This window comes from Aeromonas sp. Y289-2 (assembly GCF_027705925.1).
In the GTDB taxonomy this organism is placed as follows: domain Bacteria; phylum Pseudomonadota; class Gammaproteobacteria; order Enterobacterales; family Aeromonadaceae; genus Aeromonas; species Aeromonas veronii.
Genome location: NZ_JAPDCH010000005.1, coordinates 12903 through 33187, shown reverse-complemented (window position 1 = coordinate 33187; position 20285 = coordinate 12903). Strand labels below are relative to the sequence as shown.

The 20285-nt window shown below is 61.8% G+C and carries 18 protein-coding genes, 1 tRNA gene and 1 pseudogene; 1 reads left to right on the top strand and 19 read right to left on the bottom strand.

Annotated elements, in window-relative coordinates; all coding sequences use genetic code 11:
* Positions 1–110 precede the first annotated feature (110 nt).
* Complete coding sequence (locus OKC43_RS09540; protein WP_005338308.1) at positions 111–767, bottom strand: Bax inhibitor-1/YccA family protein; 657 nt, start codon at positions 765–767, stop codon at positions 111–113.
* 208 nt (positions 768–975) lie between these two features.
* Between OKC43_RS09540 and OKC43_RS09535 the strand changes: the two genes are divergently transcribed.
* Positions 976–1063, top strand: a tRNA-Ser gene (locus tag OKC43_RS09535).
* A gap of 138 nt (positions 1064–1201) precedes the next feature.
* On the opposite strand, the gene exeN is transcribed toward OKC43_RS09535, so the two are convergent.
* The 18 genes and pseudogenes from exeN to OKC43_RS09445 form a co-directional block, all read right to left on the bottom strand.
* A complete protein-coding gene (gene exeN / locus OKC43_RS09530) occupies positions 1202–1969 on the bottom strand; it encodes a GspN family type II secretion system protein ExeN (protein WP_236272620.1) in 768 nt (255 codons plus the stop codon).
* Entirely contained in the window at positions 1966–2457 is a 492-nt protein-coding gene (exeM, locus tag OKC43_RS09525) for a GspM family type II secretion system protein ExeM (protein WP_005350039.1), read from the bottom strand. Before exeM ends, exeN begins: the two co-directional genes overlap by 4 nt.
* Positions 2454–3638, bottom strand: a complete 1185-nt coding sequence (exeL, locus tag OKC43_RS09520; RefSeq protein ID WP_236272621.1) for a GspL family type II secretion system protein ExeL — start codon at positions 3636–3638, stop codon at positions 2454–2456. Before exeL ends, exeM begins: the two co-directional genes overlap by 4 nt.
* 122 nt (positions 3639–3760) lie before the next feature.
* A complete protein-coding gene (exeK, locus tag OKC43_RS09515) occupies positions 3761–4762 on the bottom strand; it encodes a GspK family T2SS minor pseudopilin variant ExeK (protein ID WP_236272622.1) in 1002 nt (333 codons plus the stop codon).
* A 112-nt stretch (positions 4763–4874) separates the two neighbouring features.
* Positions 4875–5522, bottom strand: a pseudogene (gene gspJ / locus OKC43_RS09510) (type II secretion system minor pseudopilin GspJ); the annotation flags it as partial.
* Positions 5519–5878: a GspI family T2SS minor pseudopilin variant ExeI gene (gene exeI / locus OKC43_RS09505; RefSeq protein WP_005338301.1), complete on the bottom strand. Its 360-nt coding sequence runs from the start codon at positions 5876–5878 to the stop codon at positions 5519–5521. The pseudogene gspJ and the gene exeI, both read right to left, overlap by 4 nt.
* On the bottom strand, positions 5875–6447 hold the full coding sequence (exeH, locus tag OKC43_RS09500; protein ID WP_270659014.1) for a GspH family T2SS minor pseudopilin variant ExeH: 573 nt from the start codon (positions 6445–6447) through the stop codon (positions 5875–5877). The genes exeI and exeH overlap by 4 nt, the downstream gene beginning before the upstream one ends.
* A 47-nt stretch (positions 6448–6494) precedes the next feature.
* Positions 6495–6926, bottom strand: coding sequence for a GspG family T2SS major pseudopilin variant ExeG (gene exeG, locus OKC43_RS09495; RefSeq protein WP_005338297.1), 432 nt, complete (start codon positions 6924–6926; stop codon positions 6495–6497).
* A 97-nt stretch (positions 6927–7023) separates the two neighbouring features.
* On the bottom strand, positions 7024–8244 hold the full coding sequence (gene exeF / locus OKC43_RS09490) for a GspF family T2SS innner membrane protein variant ExeF (protein WP_005338296.1): 1221 nt from the start codon (positions 8242–8244) through the stop codon (positions 7024–7026).
* A gap of 1 nt (position 8245) precedes the next feature.
* Entirely contained in the window at positions 8246–9751 is a 1506-nt protein-coding gene (gene exeE / locus OKC43_RS09485; RefSeq protein ID WP_005338295.1) for a GspE family T2SS ATPase variant ExeE, read from the bottom strand.
* Complete coding sequence (exeD, locus tag OKC43_RS09480; RefSeq protein WP_270659011.1) at positions 9751–11790, bottom strand: GspD family T2SS secretin variant ExeD; 2040 nt, start codon at positions 11788–11790, stop codon at positions 9751–9753. The genes exeE and exeD overlap by 1 nt, the downstream gene beginning before the upstream one ends.
* Before the next feature lie 21 nt (positions 11791–11811).
* Positions 11812–12645 (bottom strand): GspC family type II secretion system variant ExeC, encoded by an 834-nt coding sequence (gene exeC, locus OKC43_RS09475; protein WP_270659163.1) that lies wholly within the window; start codon positions 12643–12645, stop codon positions 11812–11814.
* Between the two features lie 228 nt (positions 12646–12873).
* Positions 12874–13566, bottom strand: coding sequence for a GspB family T2SS assembly factor variant ExeB (gene exeB / locus OKC43_RS09470; protein WP_201952052.1), 693 nt, complete (start codon positions 13564–13566; stop codon positions 12874–12876).
* Positions 13566–15134, bottom strand: a complete 1569-nt coding sequence (locus tag OKC43_RS09465) for an ExeA family protein (RefSeq protein WP_216948210.1) — start codon at positions 15132–15134, stop codon at positions 13566–13568. The genes exeB and OKC43_RS09465 overlap by 1 nt, the downstream gene beginning before the upstream one ends.
* A gap of 327 nt (positions 15135–15461) precedes the next feature.
* Positions 15462–16907, bottom strand: coding sequence for an HD domain-containing phosphohydrolase (locus OKC43_RS09460; protein ID WP_270659008.1), 1446 nt, complete (start codon positions 16905–16907; stop codon positions 15462–15464).
* A gap of 49 nt (positions 16908–16956) precedes the next feature.
* Complete coding sequence (locus OKC43_RS09455; RefSeq protein WP_139459968.1) at positions 16957–18078, bottom strand: beta-ketoacyl-ACP synthase III; 1122 nt, start codon at positions 18076–18078, stop codon at positions 16957–16959.
* Positions 18079–18132: 54 nt separating this feature from the next.
* The gene (locus OKC43_RS09450) at positions 18133–19296 is read right to left on the bottom strand and encodes a vWA domain-containing protein (protein WP_270659006.1); all 1164 of its coding nucleotides are present in this window, start codon (positions 19294–19296) and stop codon (positions 18133–18135) included.
* A 3-nt stretch (positions 19297–19299) separates the two neighbouring features.
* Positions 19300–20142, bottom strand: a complete 843-nt coding sequence (locus tag OKC43_RS09445; protein ID WP_005350058.1) for an AAA family ATPase — start codon at positions 20140–20142, stop codon at positions 19300–19302.
* Positions 20143–20285: the final 143 nt, after the last annotated feature.

Genomic DNA, 20285 nt, shown 5'->3' with positions numbered 1-20285 from the left:
CGAAGTGGCCCTGATCCAAATCAGGGCCACTTCGCTTCATATCCTTGATTTACAACTTATCCTGACAGAAAGAGGAGCCAATAAAAACCCCGCCGAAGCGGGGTTTCTGATTAGTTGCGGTTGCCGCCAAGCAGGCTCAGCAAGCTCAGGAAGATGTTGTAGATGGAGACATACAGGGTGACGGTGGCGGAGATGTAGTTGGTCTCGCCGCCGCGCACGATCTGCTGGGTAGTCAGCAGGATGGCACCGGAGGAGAAGAGCATGAACATGGCGGACAGAGCCAGGCTCAGGGCGCTCATCTGCAGGAAGATGTTGGCAATCATGGCCACCAGCAGTACCCAGAAACCGACGAACAGCATGCCGCCGATGAAAGAGAGGTCACGCTTGGTAGTCAGAGCATAGGCCGACAGACCGAAGAAGGTGAGCGCGGTGCCGCCAAGGGCGGTCATCACGATCTCGCCACCACCATTGTTCATGTACATGTTGATGATGGGGCCCAGGCTATAGCCCAACAGACCGGTCAGGGCGAAGGTGAAGACCAGCCCCATGCCGTTGTTGCGATTCTTCTCGGTCAGGAACATCAGACCGTAGACACCGATCAGGAACACGGCCCAGTGCAGCGGCGGCATGTTCATCACGGTAGCGACCCCCGCCACCACGGCAGAGAAGCCCAGAGTGAGGGAGAGCAGCATATAGGTGTTACGCAGCACCTTGTTGGTATCGCGTACGGCACTTTGGGTGCCAGTGTAGATAGAACGGGTATCCATCTTGGGTGTCCTCTTGATGTCCGGGTGAGACGGCGAGCAGCCGCCTCGTGATCGCTGTTTGTTACTGCATGTTTACGCATTGTATGTAGAACAAATAGGGATGACGAGGAACAATTTCAAGCCACCTGCCATTTTGCTCCCGCACACTATCCCACAGGAAATATGTATTGCATATGAACAAGGGCTTAGCGTAGTATGCACGCCATTCGGAGGGGTGGCAGAGCGGCTGAATGCACCGGTCTTGAAAACCGGCGATGGGCGACCATCCGTGGGTTCAAATCCCACCTCCTCCGCCATATTCAAAGAGAAAGCCCAAGCGGTCACCCGCTTGGGCTTTTTTGTATCTGTCGTATCTGGCATTTCAACTGACACGTCACATGGACGATAAAAATGGCTCGGGTTGTCCCTGAGCCATTTTCACCTTGAATGATGGCTTAGATCCGCCCCTGATAGCGCAGGGGGAAGCGCCCCTGACTGTCGGGCTGGCCGAGGAAGGGGAGCCCCTGTTGCATCTGCGGTGGCAGTTCGGGGCCCGGTTTCAGGGTGCCCTGGAACAGGTACTGGCCATTGGGTTGCAGCTCGAGGCGACCCATGGTCTGTACCGCATCCGAGCCCTGCTTGAGTTCGGCCACCAGTTTGGAGTCGAGGCAGGTGAGTTTCACCTCGGGGTCGGCCAGATCCAGCTTGCCCGCCGGGGTATCGGCGCTGGCGTTGTACCAGTCGAGGTTGCCGTAGAGGTTGTCACACCAGGGGTTGCCCTGGGCAAACTGCTCCACTTTGAGCTGCAGCTGACCGCTGACGGAGATCGGGATCGGCAGGCGCATCGGCACCCGGCTCATCAACCAGGGGGCGGGGGCGTTGAAGGTTAGATCCCGGCCGAAGGCGGCGCCATTCCAGCCGACAACGCCCTGACCATTGAGGCCGTTGCGATCGCCAAAGCGAATGGCCACTTCGGGGGCGAAGCGCAGCAGCGACCAGCCGTTGAGATCCCAGCGCAGCTGGTTCACCGATTCGCTGGCATATTGCAGTCGGGCAATCTGGCCGTTCCAGAGGGTGCCGCTCACCCCTTCCAGTTTCAGCAGGTTGGCAGCATTGGCAGGCAGCGGCAGATGGCGAGCCACCAGTGCCGCGGGCAGGGTGGCCAGCAGGAATACCAGATAGGCGGCCAGAAACAGGCTGGCAATCAGGATGCGTTTTTTCATTGGGGACGACTCAACTGCAAACGTCTGACCTTGACCAGACCCGGGGCCAGATCCTCGCGGGCGATCTCGATGATTTGAACCTGAATGCCGTGCTGCTCCACCAGCGTGGAGAGCCAGAGCAGCAAGTCATCGAACTGGACCGTGTCGATCCACACTTGCAACTCCTGCGCCTGGGGTTGCAGCCGGGCAATCTTGATCTTATGGTTGAAGGCGGTGCGGTTGACCACCCCTTCCAGGGTGCCGCTGGTGTCGATCTGGCGACCCGAGCCACCCTGCATGGCCAGCACCTCTTCACCTTTCTCCTTGAGCCAGGCGAGGGTCTGCTGCTGGTTCTGCACCTGCCGCTCCCGCTCTGCGATGCGGTTGGCGATGGGCTGCCAGACGCTCCAGTAGAAGAGACCGACCAGCAGCAAAACGCCGCCTGCAGCCACCAGCCGCTGTTCCCGTGCGGTTATGCCGTGCCACCAGCTCTGCAATTTTTCCATCATGATGATTTACCCTTGAGCACCAGTGCGCCCTCTACCTTGCCCTCGGTGCTGCGCACCTCGCCTTGCTGTACCTCGAATTGCTTGCCAGCCAGCTCACGGAACCGCTCGATCTCGGCGAAGCCGGGAGCGGTCACCTGCAGCCGCAGCTCGCGGCGACTGGCATCAAAGCGCATCACCTGCGGCTTGAGGCCGGGTACTTCGGCAAAGGTGGGGGCCAGCTCGGTGAGCATCAGCAGTACGCCGTTTTGCGGGGCTTGTCCCATCTGTTGCAGATGCTGGGTCATCTGGCTGCGCACGTTCACGATGCGGCTCTCACCCGGGAAGATGCGGGTATAGACGGCACGGATCTCCGCTTTCAGCGCCTTGTCCTGCTCGGTGAGCTGATAAAGCTGCACCCCGCGCTGGCCGAGGGCCACCAGCAGCAACAGACCCGCGGTGATGGCTACCTTGCGCCACTGCAACCAGTAGCGGGCATATTCGGTCTGCGGTCGGTAGGGACCGGTCAGCAGGTTGGCCCGGCAGATGAGGGCCCCTTTGGCCAGCAGCAGCATGGGGAGCTCGGGCTCCGCTGCCTGCCAGTTGGCGGCGGCAATGGCGGGCACCGGGGTGTGGCTGTGGATGGTGACCGGCTCGGCTTCGGTTGCCAGCAAGATGGCCAGCAGTGGCTCGTCGGCGACGATCCCCTGACAGGGGCCTTGGCGTACCAGCCACTCATTGCCGAGTTGCAGCGCAGACCAGCCATCAGCGGCCTGTGGCAGCGCCAGCACATCGGGCAGCAGTTGCAGGCTCTTGAGGCCTGCGGCATCGAGCCAGCCGAGCCACTCGGCCATCTTCTGCCGATCCACCGCCATCAGATCCACCTGCTGGCCCTCATGGGCCAGCACCACCAGATGGAGCTCGTCCACGTCGGAGGCGATCTGCTCCTCCAGCAGGTAGGGGAGGGCCGCCGCCGACTGGCGGTTGTAGCGACCCGGCAGGGTGACGCGCCGGAAGATCAGATCGCTGCCCGGCACTAGCGTGACCACGGGGCGGCCACCGGCCCGCTCCTGCAGCTCGCCCAGGGCATCGGCCGAGGGCAGGGTGCCGGAGGCGATGATCTCCTGCTCCTGACCGGACCAGACCAGCCAGGCCACAGGTTGTTGTTTATTGGTCCCCAGTCGGATGACCAGACTTTCGCTCACGCATCTCTCTCCTGCGATACCGGTTTGCAAAGGGCGTTGTGCGCCCTGGCAACCGGTGCGCAGCCCGCAGGCTGCATCCAACATCTCTCGTACCCGCGGGCGATGGCCTGCAGGTGCGCTGTTTATTCGGCGCCGCTACTGAGGCGGCGCAGCATCACCAGTTTATTGTCCTTGCCCCGCTGGAACAGGGTTTCGAGCCAGGCCCGGTTGTCGCCGACCTCGGCCACGACTCGGGCTTCGAAGAAGTCGCTCTTGACTACCAGCGCATCTTTCAGCCCTTTCACCGCATCGACCGGAGCGAGCATGTCTGTCATCAGCTTGCTCTCTTTCCACCCCTTCTGTGGCCGCTCATTCAGTACTCGCTTGGCGTCATCCAGCCCGATAGTGCCCAGATAGAGGGCAACCAGCAGCTCGGGGCGCTGGGGGGCAAGGGTATTGATATTGATCTTCAACTTGTCGTTGGGCAGGGTGCAGACATAGGGGGCCAGTTTGGCATAGACCCGGGCAGTCACCCCGCGCACCGCCCTCAGCTCATCCTTGCCCAGCATCCACTGGTTGGCGGTGAGGTAGGGGGGCTTGAGCCCCTCGTAATAGGCGTCCTCTGCGCCAAGGCTGGAGACCAGCACCGTATCCTTGTCGGTCCAGTCACGGATGGCATCGGTGAGCTGGGCCGCCTCGTAATCATCCATCGCCAGCTGCTTGAGCAGTTCGCGAAACACCTGCACCGGATAGGGCTGCTGCGCCAGCTCCTCGCCGCTCCCCGCCTTGGAGGCCACGCTCAGGCTGTTGAGGTTGAAGCAGGATTGCAGGTCGGTCACCTCGCCTTTGAGCTGGCCATCGTCCACCGGAAATACAGTGTTCTTGCGGGCCCAGTTCTGGCTGAGGTTGACCACCTCGGGATTGTCCTTGAAATCCTGCGTCAGCACCTTGCTCACCAGCGCCTCTGCCGAGAGGGCATACCACCATGCCTGTTTGCCGGTGGTGATGTTGGCGGTGCGGCGCAGCTCAAGCTGCAGGCGGCCGCTCATATTGCTGGCGATGATCACCATCACCGAGAGGATCAGCAGCACCACCAGCAGCGCCATGCCGCGCTGGCGACCGGGGGCGGCGAGATTAGCCCGCATTGGCGCCCCCTCCGTTCTGGTTGTCACCATTACCGCCATTGGTATTGCCGTTGCCGCCGTTGTTCCCGTTATTGCTGTTGTTGCCGCCCCCCTGGTCGGGGTTGCTGCTCTGGCTGTTCTCTTCGGCGCGTTGGCCGCCGGCGCCAATCAGGAACTGACGGCGAATGGTGCCGTAATCTTCCAGATCCAGCTCCACTGCCAACCCGTGGGGCAGCACGCTGCGCTGGGTCCACTCCTCTTTCCAGTTGCCCTTGTCGAAGAAGTAGAGGCGAAACGCCGTGACCCCCGTCAGCACCGGCTGGATGCGCGGCTCGGTGCCGATCACCGGATCCGGATAGAGATAGCTCAGGCGCTCCAACTTCTGATCCTTGAGGCGCCAGCCGACCCGCTGCAGATGGGAGCGGGGCAGCATGCCGTCCGGGTTGAGCCAGCCGCTGCGCATAAAGGCCATGCCCCAGTCATCGCTCTGCTGGCCGAACCGGGAGGCCGCCAGCAGCACCTTGTTGTTCTCCCCCTCGATGCGACCGCTGCGCGGCACCATCTGGGTGATGTCTCGCTCCAGCAGGGTGAAGGCGAGCTGCAGTTCGTTGAGGCGGATCTCCTTGCGCTTGGCCACCTCGTCACTGGTGAGCACCCCCTGCAGCACCTGATAGGCGCCCATGCTGAGAGTGGCGAAGATGGCGATCGCCACCAGCATTTCGAGCAGGGTGAAACCGGCGTGACGGACGGTACGAGGCGTGCGGGCGGATAGCTGGGTCATCGGCTGATATAGGTCCGCATCATGGCGACCGGGTTCTCGGCCTTGGCCTCGGTGCGCACTTCCATATCGAGCGCCCGGAAGTTGTTGTCGGCGGTGGCGACGCCGCGATAGCGCCAGTACCAGGTGCTGCCCGCCATCTGCTCATCCCCTTCCACCCAGCTGTCGCCGGGCCACTTGTTCTCGAGCTTCTGTTGCACCAGCTGATTCTCTACCACCCAGGTGGCGAGGGTCTTCTGCTCCAGATAGTTGAGGGCCGAGAGGTGTTCGCTAGCGGTTTTCATTACCGCCAGACCCGCTATGGCAAAGACGGCCAGTGCGACCATGACTTCGAGTAGTGTCATACCGCGGGCGTTCATTCGCTCACCTCTTCATCTTCATCGCCGGTGAGCAGGGTGAGGCGGCCGAACTCGTCCCCTTTGACGATGCGGGTGTAGCGGGCATCGTCATCCTGCTGGGTGAAGGTGAGCACGAACGGGCTCAGCTCGCCGCCCGGGAAGATGAGCAACTGCGGCGTGCGCTCCTTCTCGTCGCGCTTCTGTTCGGTTTTCTCGTCGGAGTCCGGCTGCCAGCCAAAGCCTTCTAGCTCCAGCGCCAGCGTCATGTTCTCGGCCAGTTGCACCGGCCCCATCTGCTTGTCGCCAGTCAGGGCCAGCCACTTGCGATCCTTGGCCTGACGCTGCATAAACTGCCAGCCGTTATCCTCGATGCGAATGCCTACCAGCCGACCATCCATCACCGCATACTCCTGCGCCAGCTGCAGCGTCGCCATCAGGCGACGCGCCTGCTTGTCCAGCTCCCGATCTCCTCTGGCGCCTCCCATGCTGAGGGTGACGGCGGTGGCCACCAGCCCCATCAGCATGGCGACCAACAACACTTCCAGCAGAGTAAAGCCGGATTGGCGACGAGCAGATGGCGCAGCCTTCATTCAGGCTGCTCCAGCAAGGCGGAGTGAATGCGCTGGCGACATATCACTTATTGGAAATCCTTAAGGTTCCAGTTGCCGATGTCGTCATCGGTACCGGCTTCGCCATCCAGACCCATGGAGAAGATGTCGATCTTGCCGAACTGGCCCGGGCTCAGCAGCTGGTACGGGTTGCCCCAGGGATCTTGCGGCAGGCGCTTGATGTAGCCGCCATCGCGGTAGCTGCGCGGCGCCGGATCGATAGAAGGCTTGGTCACCAGCGCGTCCAGACCCTGTTCGGTGGTCGGGTAGCGGTTGTTGTCCAGCTTGTACATGTCGAGGGCGTTTTCCAGCGCCACGATATCGGAGACCGCTTTCTGCTGGTCAGCCTTCTCCTTGTTGCCCATCAGGTTGGGCACCACCAGACTGGCCAGAATGCCGAGGATCACGATGACCACCATGACTTCCAGCAGGGTAAAACCGGATTGACGACGTTTGTTCATGAGTTGCTCCGTAACGAATGAGATGGGATAGCCCATCAGAGAGTGATCACTGGGTGGGTTCGACGGGCCGCCAGCGGCGCCACCCAACACCGGAAACTTACATATTCACCATATTGTTGAGCTCGAGGATCGGCTGCAGGATCGACATCACGATAAACAGCACCACCCCGGCCATGGAGACCACCAGCATGGGTTCGAACACCCCGAGGGCGATATTGACCTGGGATTCAAACTCCCGATCCTGGTTGTCTGCCGCCCGCTCCAGCATGCTGTCGAGCTCGCCGCTCTGCTCGCCGGAGGCGATCATGTGCAGCATCATGGGCGGGAAAATCTTGGTCTCGGTCAGCGACTTGCGCAGACTGGTCCCCTCGCGCACCCGTTCGGCGGCTTCGAGAATGCGCATTCTGGCAAAGTCGTTGGAGAGCACTTCGCCGGAGATTTTCATCCCCTCCAGCAGCGGCACCGCACTGGCGTTGAGGATGCTTAAAGTACGGGCGAAGCGGGCGGTGTTGAGACCGCGACTGACCCGGCCAATCACCGGCAGGCCGAGCAGCACCTGATGCCAGCGCCGGCGGCGCTTTTCATCGGTGAGCCACCAGCGCCAGACAAAGCTGCCAAGGAAGATCAGCAGCAGGAACCAGAGGCCGTAGGCCTGCATCAGTTCGCTGGTACCGATGAGAAAACGGGTGGTGCCCGGCAGCTGCTGGCCCATGTGTTCAAACTGGGCCACCACCTTGGGCACTACGGCGGTAAGGAGGATCGAGATAACCCCGATAGCCACGCAGGTAAGCACGATGGGGTAGATCATCGCCTGCAACAGCTTGGTGCGCATATGCTGGCGCTGTTCGGTGTAGTCGGCGAGGCGGTTGAGCACCTTCTCCAGATGGCCCGACTTTTCACCGGCCGCCACCATGGAGCGAAACAGCTGGTCGAACACATGGGGAAAAGCCCCCAGCGAGTCGGCCAGCGAATAACCTTCCACCACCTTGCTGCGCACGGTCGCCACCAGAGAGCGCAAGTGGGCTTTTTCGCACTGCTCGGCCACCGCCTTGAGCGCCTCTTCGATGGTGAGACCGGCCCCCACCAGGGTCGCCAGCTGGCGAGTGATCAGAGCCAGCTCGGCAGTGCTGGCACCGCGCCGAAACAGGGCGAAGCGGGTCGCTTCCCGTTTCGCCTTCTCGGTGGTCTCGTTCACCTCGAGGGGGGTGAGCCCCTGTTCGCGCAGCAGCTGGCGTACCTGACGGGCTGAGTCGCCCTCCATCACGCCGCTCTTGCTGCGCCCCTTGTTGTCGAGGGCCTTGTATTCGAATGCCGCCATCTCAATCTTCCCGGGTCACGCGCAGTACCTCTTCGAGGCTGGTCTGCCCCTTGAGGACCTTGTCGATGCCGTCACGGCGGATGCTGGGGGTGTGGCCGCGGATCAGCCGCTCGATGGCGAGCTCGCCGCTGGCACTGTGAATGGCTTCACGCACCGCTTCGTCGATCACCACCAGCTCGTGGATGCCGGTCCGGCCACGGTAGCCGGTGTGGTTGCACAGCTCGCAGCCGACCGGGCGCCACACCTGCTGATCGGGAGCCAGCTCGATGCCCATGGCGAGGCGCTCCTGCTCGGTGATGGGACGCGGGGCGCGGCAATCGGGACAGAGGGTGCGCACCAGCCGCTGGGCCAGCACCGCCAGCAAGGACGAGGAGAGCAGGAAGGGCTCGATCCCCATGTCCCGCATCCGGGTGATGGCGCCAATGGCTGTGTTGGTGTGCAGGGTCGACATCACCAGGTGACCGGTCAGCGACGCCTGCACCGCGATCTGGGCGGTTTCTAGGTCTCGAATTTCCCCCACCATCACCACATCCGGATCCTGACGCAGGATGGCGCGCAGGCCGCGGGCGAAGGTCATGTCCACCTTGGTGTTGACCTGGGTCTGGCCCACCCCCTCGAGGTCATATTCGATGGGGTCTTCCACCGTCAGGATGTTGCGATCCCGCGAGTTGATTTCAGACAGCGCCGCATAGAGGGTGGTGGATTTACCGGAACCGGTCGGGCCGGTGACCAGAATAATGCCGTGGGGCTTGCGAATGAGCTCGCTGATGATGGTGCGGTTGGCCGCGGTCATCCCCAGCTGCTTGAGCTCGAGGCGCACGTTGTTCTTGTCGAGCAGACGCAGTACTACCCGCTCGCCGTAGCTGGACGGCATGGTGGAGACCCGCACGTCGACGGCGCGGCCGCCGATCCGCAACGAGATACGGCCATCCTGCGGTACCCGCTTCTCGGCGATATCCATTCGCGACATCACCTTGATCCGCGAGACCAGCAGTGAGGCCAGCTTGCGATGGGGGCGCAGGATCTCCCGCAGCACCCCGTCGATGCGAAAGCGGATCACCAGTGCTCGCTCGAAGGTCTCGATATGGATATCGGAGGCCTCTTCTTTTATCGCCTCGCTCAGCATGGCGTTGATGAGGCGAATGATGGGGGCATCGTCATCGGCATCCAGCAGATCTTCGCTTTGCGGCAGCTCTTCGGCCAGCGCGAAGAAGTCCATCTCGTTGCCGAGATCTTCCATCAGCTGGCGCGCCTCGGAGGAGTCGCGCTGGTAGTGAGCCATCAGCAGCTCTTCGAAGGCCTCGTTGTCGAGTTGCTCCACCGCGAAGCTGCAACCCGCGACCCGCCGCACTTCCAGCAGGGCCTGCGGGGTGACGCCAGGGCGGCACTGCAGCACGGGGGCGCCGTCCCGCTCAATCAGGATCACCCCGAAATTGCGGGCAAAGACAAAGGGGAGCTCGGGCAGTGGCGCAGGCCCGACGCTTCCATCCAGATGGTAGGCACTCATCAGGGCTTACTCTGCACAAACGGGGTGGTGGTCTCGGCAGTGCTTTGCTGTCTGCTCCGCATCTCGTTGATCTGCTTCTGGATCTCTTTTTGCAGCTCGGGCGACACCATCACATCCTGGCCATAGGCAGGCAATACCTGACGGGCGGGGGAGGTGAGATACCCCTCCTGCGAGGCGGCATTGAGCTGCTCGGCGCGGAACAGGCTGTATTTGTTGCTGGAGACACCGGTATAGACGTCCGCATCACGCAAGATGGTTGGCCGGATAAAGACCATCAGGTTGCGCTTGGAGGTGGTGTTGGAGGTGGAGCGGAACAGATAGCCCAGCACCGGGATATCGCCAAGCAAGGGCACCTTTGAGACCTGCTCCTTGGTCTGTTCGTCCATCAAACCGCCCAGCACCACAGTTTCGCCACTTTTCACCAGCACCGCATTCTTGACGGTACGGGTATCGAAAGTGGGGCCAAGGTTGGCAGTACCGGTCGCCTGGGTCTGGGCGACGCTGGAGACCTCCTGCTCGATATTGAGCAGCACCGAATCCCCTTCGTTGATCTGCGGGGTCACCACCAGCTTGGTGCCCACCGTCTTGCGCTCGATGGTGTTGAACACCTGATCGCTGGTGGTGGAGCTTTGCGAACCGCTCTGGACCGGGACCTCCTGACCGACGTTGAAGGAGGCCTCCTTGTTATCCATGGTGACGATACTCGGGGTGGAGAGAATATCGTTCTTGGTATTGGAGGCCAGCGCCGTGGCCAGCATGGCCCAGTCGCCGTGATAGAAACCGGCGGCCATGCCGTTGAACTCTTTCAGCAGACCGGCAGCGGTGTCGGTCTTGCCATTCTGGTAATCCTTGCCCGCCGCAATGGCGCTGCCGAGGGGCAGACCGGAGTTGGTGAACTGGGTGCCACCACCGTTGGCATTGCCCCACTGGACGCCAAGGGTGAGGCCGTCGCCATCCTGCATCTCGACGATGATCGCCTCCACCAGCACCTGGGCGCGGCGGATATCGAGCTTGGCCACCACCTGCTCCAGTTCGGACATCACGTCCGGCTGGGCGGTGATGACCAGCGCATTGGTGGTCTCGTCAGCGGAGATGGCCAGCTTGCCACCGCCGATGCTGGCGCCACCTGTGGTTGCGCCGCCGCCCTTCTTGTCGGCCTCGATGCTGGAGCTGACCCCCTTGAGCACCTCGACCATGTCTTTGGCCTTGCCATATTTGAGGTAGAAGACCCGGGTGTTGCCCTGGCTCTGCAGGTCGCGGTCGAGCTGGCGCATCATCTGGATGATGCGGGCGCGCGCTTTCGGCTCACCACTCACTACCACCGAGTTGGTGCGCTCGTCGGCCACCACCTTGGGGGAGAGCAGCAGGGAGGCGGTGCCGCCCTGCGGGTTGCCATCCTTGTTGAGGTTGGTTACCAGCCGCACCATTTCCCCCGCCGAGGCAAACTTGAGCTTGATGATGTCCACATCCTGATCGCCTGCGCGGTCGACCCGGTTCACCACCTCTACCAGACGATTGACCACGGCGGCGCGGCCGGTGATCAGCAGCACGTTGGAGGGCTCGTAGTGCACCACGTTGCCACCACCGGCGTTGTCGTTGAGCTGGCGCAGCAGCGGCGCCAGTTCACGGACCGAGACGTTGCGCACCGGCACGACTCTAGTCACCATCTCGTCGCCCATGCCCGGGTTGCTGCCATCCACCACCGGAATGGCGGAGGTCTTGGCATCCCGCGAGCGCAGCACCTTGAGCACCCCGTTGTCCATCGGCACCACGGCAAAGCCGTAGACGTCGAGCACGCTCAGGAAGAACTGGTAGTACTGCTCCTCATTGAGCAGGTCGTAGCTGCGCACGTTGATCTTGCCGCGCACCGAGGGCTCTATGATGATGGTTTTATTGAGGTTCTTGCCCACCGTATTGATGAACTCTTCAATGTCGGCGTTCTTGAAACTGGCAGAGTATTCGGTGGCCCAGGCTGAGCCCGCCATCATCAGTGCCGCTGCGATAGTGGCCAGACGCCAGCTTTTCCCTTTAGTGGTCATTATTGGTACGACTCCAAATCATTATTCTGACAAGCGCACATAGATGTCGAACTGTTCGCCCTGTCGCTCGACGGTCACTGTCATTTCCGTTGCGCCAGCCATCTGCTGCATCGCCTGCATGGCTTGCATGTTGTCCCGTAAATCCAGCCCGTTGATGCTGATGGCCAGGTCATTGGCCTGCAGCCCGCTCTGGTTGAAAAACTCAGGATTGCTGCCCGGATTGAGGCGATAGCCGGTCATGCGGCCATCCACCTGAACCGGTGAAATATTGAGGTAATCGGTGATCTTGCCCGGATCAGCCATCAGCTCGCTGCGCAGGGAGCCAAGGGGGGCGGCGTTGGTCTGCGGCAGCGGCTTGCCATACTCCTCGCCATCCAGCATCAGGGTCTCGTCGCGGCCATCCCGCTCGATGATCACCCGATCCGGATAGACCTGCCGGATCCGCGCCTGGGTGCCGTCAATCATGTCACCGACCCCGTAGGAGTTCTGGATGCCGGACATGGCGATGATGGCGATGGATTTGGCGGGATCCGAGCTGGCCAACACTCCGTTGAGCTGGGCATTGAGCTGGGTACGCGGCGCATTGGCGGCCACGGCGGCTTTGGCTTGCGCCTTGGGGATCGCCTTGCCAAACAGCGCCAGTCGGCTTACCTCGCCCAGTTCAAGGCGCGGGTTGCTCTGGCCGTTGACCGCCACGGCGGAGGGTTGCCACGGTTGGCTGGTTTGCGGGCTTGCCAGGGTGAGCAGACGCCAGGTGAGGGCGGCGCTGTGCTGGGCCAGCATGATCAGCAGCGCCAGAAAGGCCACCTGGGTGACTCTGGTCATGGGAAGCCGTCGGCACTGGGCCAGCAGCATGGTCAAGATGTCATCCCTGAATCGTAGCGTCATATTAATCAACATATTCCAGGCTCTGGGGCGGCTGCGTATTGTGTACGGCGGAGTGCTGTGACACAACGGGTCGGGGCGCGCCAAACCGTAAAAATGGATATTTCATCACACCGTAAACCTTTGAATGCTCACAAAAGTGGCACTCAGGTGAGGTGTATCGCTGCTTGCCAGCGAACATCAGGGTACGGTGCGTACTCATCCTCGCCAATCCTGCAGCGCCTTGAGGGTCACGCTCTGTCCGGCGACCTGCAGCACTATGTATTGCTGGTCGATGGTAGCGAGCACGACCCCTGGGGCGATTTCGCTCCCTTCCCGGTATTCCCGGCCATTGAGCACCACGGCCCGCTTGGCGGGGTTGGAGGAGAACACATGAGAGCCGTAGCTCAATTGCGGTACCTGCTGGCGCACCGACTGGGGCGCCGAGCCCAGCGCCATCAACTGGGCTGGTTGCACGTTCTGGCTGGCGGCGTGTGGCGCCTCCTGCAATGGGGTTTCATTGAGGGCTTTCATCAGCTGCTCGGCCAGACTCAGCGTGGGGGTATTCCCCTGACTTACCCCCTCGTTTTTGGCCACTGCTCTGGGTTGGGCCACCGGCTCCGGCAGGGGCGGGGGCAGCGGACGAGTCACCATCGCCTTGGGTTCGACCCGCACGAAGGGTGGAGTGATCACCTCTTTCACCTCCACCTTCTCCTCGATGGGGCGCAGGTGGATCAGATGCCAGCCATAGTTGGCGCCCGCCCCCAGCAGCAAGGCCAGGGGAGCCAGCAGCCAGCCGATGCGGCGTGGGCTGCGCTCCTCTTCCCGGGGCATGGGCAAGCCCATGGCCGGAATATGGGCGGAGAGTTGCGGTTGCTGCGCACGGCGCAGCGCCTTGAGCAGGGTAGACATCAGGAGGCCTCCTCCAGTCTGGGCATGGGTTCACCGGAGAGGGCGTTGAGACGCAGCAGGGTGTTGCTGCCCGCGATGCCATCAGGGGTGAGCCCCTGATCTCGCTGGAACTGCTGCAGCTTGTTCTTGAGCTCGCCATCGAAACGGCGCACCTTGCGCTCGGGTTGTTGCAACGCACGGCTGAGGGCGTTGTCGAGCCACTGGATCTGGGTCTGACCGGCATTGCTGGCAATCAGGCTGACGCCCCCTTTCGGCATGCGCCAGAGCAGGGTGTAGCTGCCGCCCCAGTTGTCGCTGAGCCACTGGCGATCCACCTGCCAGCTCTGGTCACCTATCATCAGGCTGGCCTTGTTCGGCCCCAGATTGACCAGGGTCGCGTAGTAGAGGCCGCCAGTCTGGTCAGTGAGCGTGATCATGGCGGGATACTGCAGGGCGCGCAGCTCGTCAAGGCTCGCCTCGCCCTCCTGACAGCGCAGACCGGCACGGGGGGCGTTATCGCAGGTTGCGTCGAACGGTTCCGGTTCATAACCCCAGACCCGATAGAGATTCTGCATGGCGCTGTCGGGGTCGATGGCCTGATTGATTGCCTCGGTCAGCTGCTCCTGCTGCTCGGCGGTCTCGTCGATGGTGACCGGCACCTCGACCTTGACTACCGGACGGGTAGGGAACACGCCGAAAAATTGCCAACCCCACCAGCCTGCGGCCACCAGCAGGGCGCCCGCCAGCGTCACCATCAGACCGGAGGCCCAGCTTCCTTCGTCCCGCACGCCATTGACCTCGAAGGCGGCCTGGCTGATATCGCTGTGGACAATCTTGTAGCTGCCACGGGCGAAAGCGGCGATCAGGGCGCGGTCGCAGATGAGGTTGATGAAACGGGGGATGCCGCCACTCAGGCGATGGAGCGTCTTGATGGCGCGCGGGGTGAAGATGGGTTGTACGCAGCCTGCAACTTGCAGCCGGAAGCGGACGTAGGCATCCACATCGCTGTGGGAGAGCGGCAGCAGGTGATAGCGGGCGGTAATGCGCTGGGCCAGCTGACGCAGCAGGGGTTGGCGCAGCATCTGTTGCAGCTCGGGCTGACCGATCAGCACCACCTGCAGCAGTTTTCGTTCGTCGGTTTCGAGGTTGGTGAGCAGGCGCAGCTGCTCCAGTACGCCGGGCAGCAGGTGCTGCGCCTCATCCACCAGTACCACGCTGCGCTTGCCTGCCGCCAGGTTGGCCAGCAGGTGATCGCGAATAAGGTCGAACAGCCGCTTGATCCCGGCATCCTCGGGATAGGGGAGTTGAAACTCGTCGCAGATGGCGGCCAGCAGATCCCGTTCGGTCAGGGAGGGGTTGAGGATATAGGCGATCTCGGTCTCGGCGGGCAGCTGTTGCAGCAGGCAGCGGGAGACGGTGGTTTTGCCGGTGCCCACTTCGCCGGTCAGCAGCACAAAGCCGCCGCCATCCTGCAATCCATAGTTGAGATGAGCAAGGGCTTCGCCGTGGCGCTCGCTCATATAGAGGTACTTGGGATTGGGCGAGATGGAAAACGGGTGTTCCGAGAGGCCGAAGAACTGTGTGTACATGAGGGTATTCTTTTGTAGCCGGCGACAGATGAAAAATGTCTCCGGATGATAGCAAACCTCGCTTTCATTGGAAGCCATCATTGGCGCCGGAGGGCAAATTGCGGCCTTTTCCTGCCATCTTGTGATCCCGGTTGCGTCATCGGCACAAGTCCGGATCACAAAATGACAAAAAATAGCTGTAAATAAAGGGAAATATCAATATGGGCGCGGCCTGGCAAAGGCCGTCAGCATGGCGCTGAACCGGCAATGGTCAGACCTGTTTGTGTACAATTTATGACGCCGGTTGCCCTGTCAGCCATCAGGGCAAGCTGGTCGGAATGTACTTGCTCAGTGGTGATCCTGAAACTGCGCGGCAATCTCCCTGAACTGCGCCTCACAGGCGAGAAACGCCGCGACAATGCCGGGATCAAAATGGCTGCCGCTCCCCTTCACGATGATCTCCTTCGCTTCCTCATGGCTGAAAGCAGGTTTGTAGACCCGTTTCGAGATGAGGGCATCGTAGACATCCGCTACCGCCATCAAACGCCCGGAGAGGGGAATGTCCTCACCCGCCAGCCCAGCCGGATAGCCGCTGCCATCCCACTTTTCGTGGTGGGTGAGGGAGATCTCCCGGGCTAGCCGCAAGAAGGAGTTGGAGCCCAGCTGCGCCTCGGCGCTCGCCAGCGCATCGGCGCCGATCTGCGGGTGGCGCTTCATGATGGCGAACTCCTCGTCGGTCAGCTTGCCCGGTTTGAGCAGGATGGCATCGGGAATGCCCACCTTGCCCACATCGTGCAGCGGGGCCGATTTGAACAGCAGGTCGATGGTGGCGTCATCGAGCGGATAGCGATCCCAATCGCTGCGACTGAGGTATTGCGCCAGCGCCTTCACATAATGCTGGGTGCGGATGATATGGGCGCCGGTCTCGTTGTCCCGGGTCTCCGCCAGCGAGGCGAGGCCAAGGATGGCCACGTCACGGGTCAGGTTGAGCTCGTCGCTGCGGGATTTCAGCTCACCGATCATCTGATTGGTGCTGGCGGCGATAAGGCCAAACTCGTCATCCCGGGTGACCGGCACCCGGGCGTCGAAGTCACCACACTGTACTCTGGCCATTGTGCTGGTCTGCTGGCGCAGGGATAGGCCGAGATTGCGACCATAACCGTGAATTATGAGGGCGAGATAACAGAAGGTCACCGTCATCACGAAGGCGATCTCCCACAGGATGTAGTGCTGGGCATCGACCCTCGGCAGGCTGCGCTCCACCGTCACCAGCCACTCCAGATCCTTGTTGAACAGCAAGAAGAAGACCCCCCCCAGCAGGGTGAGGGTAGCCAGGGTAAAGAGGGTGAACTTGCGTGGCATCGGCATGGCCAGCGGGTGGCTCAGAGCCAGGCTCTGCTCGGCTTGCCGTGTTCTGGCCCGATTCCAATCCCGCTCCAGGGTCAGATCGGCCGCCACCAGAAAGCCGAGGGTGGTCATCCCCAGCAGCACCTTGAGGTGACTCTCCAGCGGGAAGTCGTGGGTCAGGGCGTTGTAGCCCGAGAGCAGCAGTGCTCCCAGCAGGTAGAAACCCACCTCCAGTCCAAACCCGTCCAGCCCGTTGCGCGGCAGGGGCCGCCTTGAGAGCAGCCAATTGCGTACGGCGAACATGATGGCGAACGTCACCAGGGTTGGCCCCAGCAACTGGGGCAGGGTGAGACTCTCGAGAAACGGGCAAACCTGCCAGCCATAGAGACAAAATAGTGACAGGGTTACCCCGTAGTGCAGGGCGCAGCGCCCCGTGATCCTCTGCATATTCCCACCCATGTTGCTGGTTATTGTTATGTCGGCGGGAGGCCCGCCATTACAGGCGCCGCAGCAGCAAGCTACCGATGGAGTAGCCAGCGCCAAAGGAGCACAGTACGCCGCGAGCCCCCGCAGGAAGGTCGCGATTGTACAGATGAAACGCGATGATGGAACCCGCCGAGCTGGTATTACCATAGCTATCAAGAATGACCGGCGCCTCCTGCTGGCTGGCATCGTGGCCCAGCAGCTTGCGACCGATGAACTGGTTCATGGTGAGGTTGGCCTGATGGAGCCAGAGCCGGTTCAGGCTCTCGGCAGGCCAGCCCTGCTCATCGAGCTGGTTGGCTATCTGGTCGCACACCAGCGGCAACACCTCCTTGAACACCTTGCGCCCCTGCTGGCGAAACAGCTTGTCGTCGCCGTAGCGGGTGCGCGGGCTCAGCCGGTTCAGAAAGCCGAAGTTGTTGCGGATGTTGTTGGAGTACTGGGTCACCAGCTTGCTGGCCACCAGTTGCCACGGATTGGCCACCTTGCAATCGGCCTCCCGCTCTAGCAGCACCGCGGTGCAGGCATCGCCGAAGATAAAGTGACTGTCTCTATCGCGGAAATTGAGGTGCCCCGAGCAGATCTCCGGATTGACCACCAACGCCACGTTGGCGGTGCCAGCCGCCAGCATGTCGGCGGCTGTCTTGATGCCGAAGGTGGCGGACGAGCAGGCCACGTTCATATCAAAGGCCATGCCGCTCGCCCCCAGATAGTGCTGCAGCTCGATGGCCAGCGCTGGGTAGGGGCGCGGCATGTTGGAGGCGGCCACGATCACCAAATCGATCTCGCCGGGCTCGCGGCCGGCGGCGATCAGTGCCTGCTCGGCGGCGGCCACCGCCATCTCCACCATGATGGAGGGCATCTCATCGGGCCGCTCCGCCAGCAGCGGCTGCATGATGTCGGGGTTGAGCACTCCCTCTCGGCTCACCAGATAACGACTCTTGATGCCGGAGGCCTTCTCGATGAACTCGCAGCTGGAGTGCTGCTTGGCGGGAAGCTGGCCGGCGTCGATGGCGGAGGCGTTCTCCTCGTTGTAGAGATCCACATACTGGTTGAAGGCGGCCACCAGCTCTTCATTGCTGACGGCAAAGGGTGGGGTATAGAGGCCTGAGCCACTGATCACGATAGAGGTCATCTTTGCTCCTCGCCGGGTGCGTTCCCGGCTTGTCGGTTTATAGGGTAGAGAGGGTTACAGCTGGTCGATCGCCGCAGCGAGACCCGCCAGGGTCAGCGGATGCATCCGTCCGCCAACCACGTCATTCATCAGCTTGATGGAGGGATGCCAGAGCCACTCCCGCCGCGGGGTGGGGTTGATCCACACCAGTTTGGGAAAGTGCTGCTGCAATCGGGTAAGCCACACCTGACCCGACTCCTCGTTCCACTGCTCGACACTGCCGCCCGGCCAAGTGATCTCGTAGGGGCCCATGGTGGCATCCCCCACCAGGATCACCCGGTAGTCGCTGCCATAGGTGCGCAGCAGCCGCAGGGTATCGAACCGCTCCTCAAAGCGGCGGGCGTTATCCTTCCATACGAAGTCGTAGAGGCAGTTGTGAAAATAGAAGTACTCCAGATGCTTGAACTCGTGGCGCAGCGCCGAGAAGAGGCGCTGCACCTCGGCCACGTGGGCATCCATGGAGCCTCCCACATCGAAAAAGACCAATAGCTTCACCCCGTTGTGGCGCTCGGGTCGCAGCTTCACATCGAGCCACCCTTGGCGGGCAGAGCTTTTTATGGTGTCGTCGAGATCCAGCTCGTCCGGGTTGCCCTTGCGCACCCAGCGCCTGAGTTTGCGCAGTGCCAGCTGGATGGCGCGCTGGCCGAGCGGCGAGTCATCGCTGAAGTTGCGATAGTGTCGGGCCTCCCACACCTTGACCGCCTTACCGTGCTGCCCCTCTCCACCCATGCGCACCCCCTCGGGGTGAAAACCGCCGTGGCCAAACGGGCTGCTGCCACCGGTCCCCACCCATTTGTTGCCGCCGGCGTGGCGCTCTTTCTGCTCGCTTAATCGCTGGTTAAGGGTCTCCAGCAGCTTGTCGAGTCCGCCGAGGGATTTGAGCAGCGCCTTCTCCTCTGGGCTCAACAGTCGCTCGAACTCCTTGCGCAGCCACTCCTCGGGCAGGTTTTCCGGCAGCAGGGGGATGGCGTCCAGCCCCTCATAGTATTCGGCGAAGGCGCGATCGAAGCGATCGTAGTGGGCCTCGTCTTTTACCAACAGGCAGCGGGAGAGCTGGTAGAACTCGTCCATATCGACAGCGACCAGTCGGGCCGCCAGTGCGGCGTGCAAGTCCAGCAACTCGCGCAGGCTGCACGGGAGTTTGTGGCGGCGCAGGTGGGTAAAAAAGTCGATCAGCATGGGTCAGCTGCCGCGCCGTGCCAGAAAGGCGAGCTTCTCGAATAGATGCAGGTCTTGCTCGGTCTTGAGCAGGGCGCCATATAGCGCGGGCACCAGCTTGCCGGGCTCGCGGGCACGCATCGCCTCGGGGGCGATATCGTCGGCCAAGAGCAGGCGGATCCAGTCCAGCAGCTCCGAGGTGGAGGGTTTCTTGCGCAGTCCCTCTACCTCGCGCAGCTCGAAGAAGAGCTCCATTGCCTCGCCAAGCAGGCTCTCCTTGAGGTCGGGGTAGTGGAGTTTGACGATGGCCTGCATCTCGGCCTTGTCGGGGAAGCGGATGTAGTGGAAGAAACAGCGGCGCAGGAAGGCGTCCGGCAGCTCTTTTTCGTTGTTGGAGGTGATGATGACCACCGGCCGCTGGCGCGCCTTGACTCGCTCGCCGGTTTCGTAGACGTCGAACTCCATCCGATCCAGCTCCAGCAGCAGATCGTTGGGGAATTCGATGTCGGCTTTGTCGATCTCGTCGATCAGCAGCACAGGTCGCTGCTCGGCGCTGAAGGCCTGCCACAACTTGCCTTTACGAATGTAGTGGCTGATATCGGCCACTCTGGGGTCGCCGAGCTGGGAGTCCCGCAGCCGGGCCACCGCATCATATTCGTAGAGTCCCTGCTGGGCCTTGGTGGTGGACTTGATATGCCAGGCAATGAGATCGGTGCCGAGATGGTCGGCGACCGCTTCTGCCAGTACCGTCTTGCCGGTGCCCGGCTCCCCTTTGATCAGCAGCGGTTTTTCGAGGGTGATGGCGGCATTGACTGCCATCTTCAATGCATCGGAGGCGAGATACTGGCTGCTTCCTGAAAATCCCATAACGTCGGTTCCTTTGACGATTGGCTCCCGGAGTCAGGGGCCAGAGAGAATAAGCTCTATATGTTGTAATACCATATGGTTATAACGAATAGTCACTTCTCATTCATAAACCACAGGGTAATCTTGTTTCATCGTCGTAACAA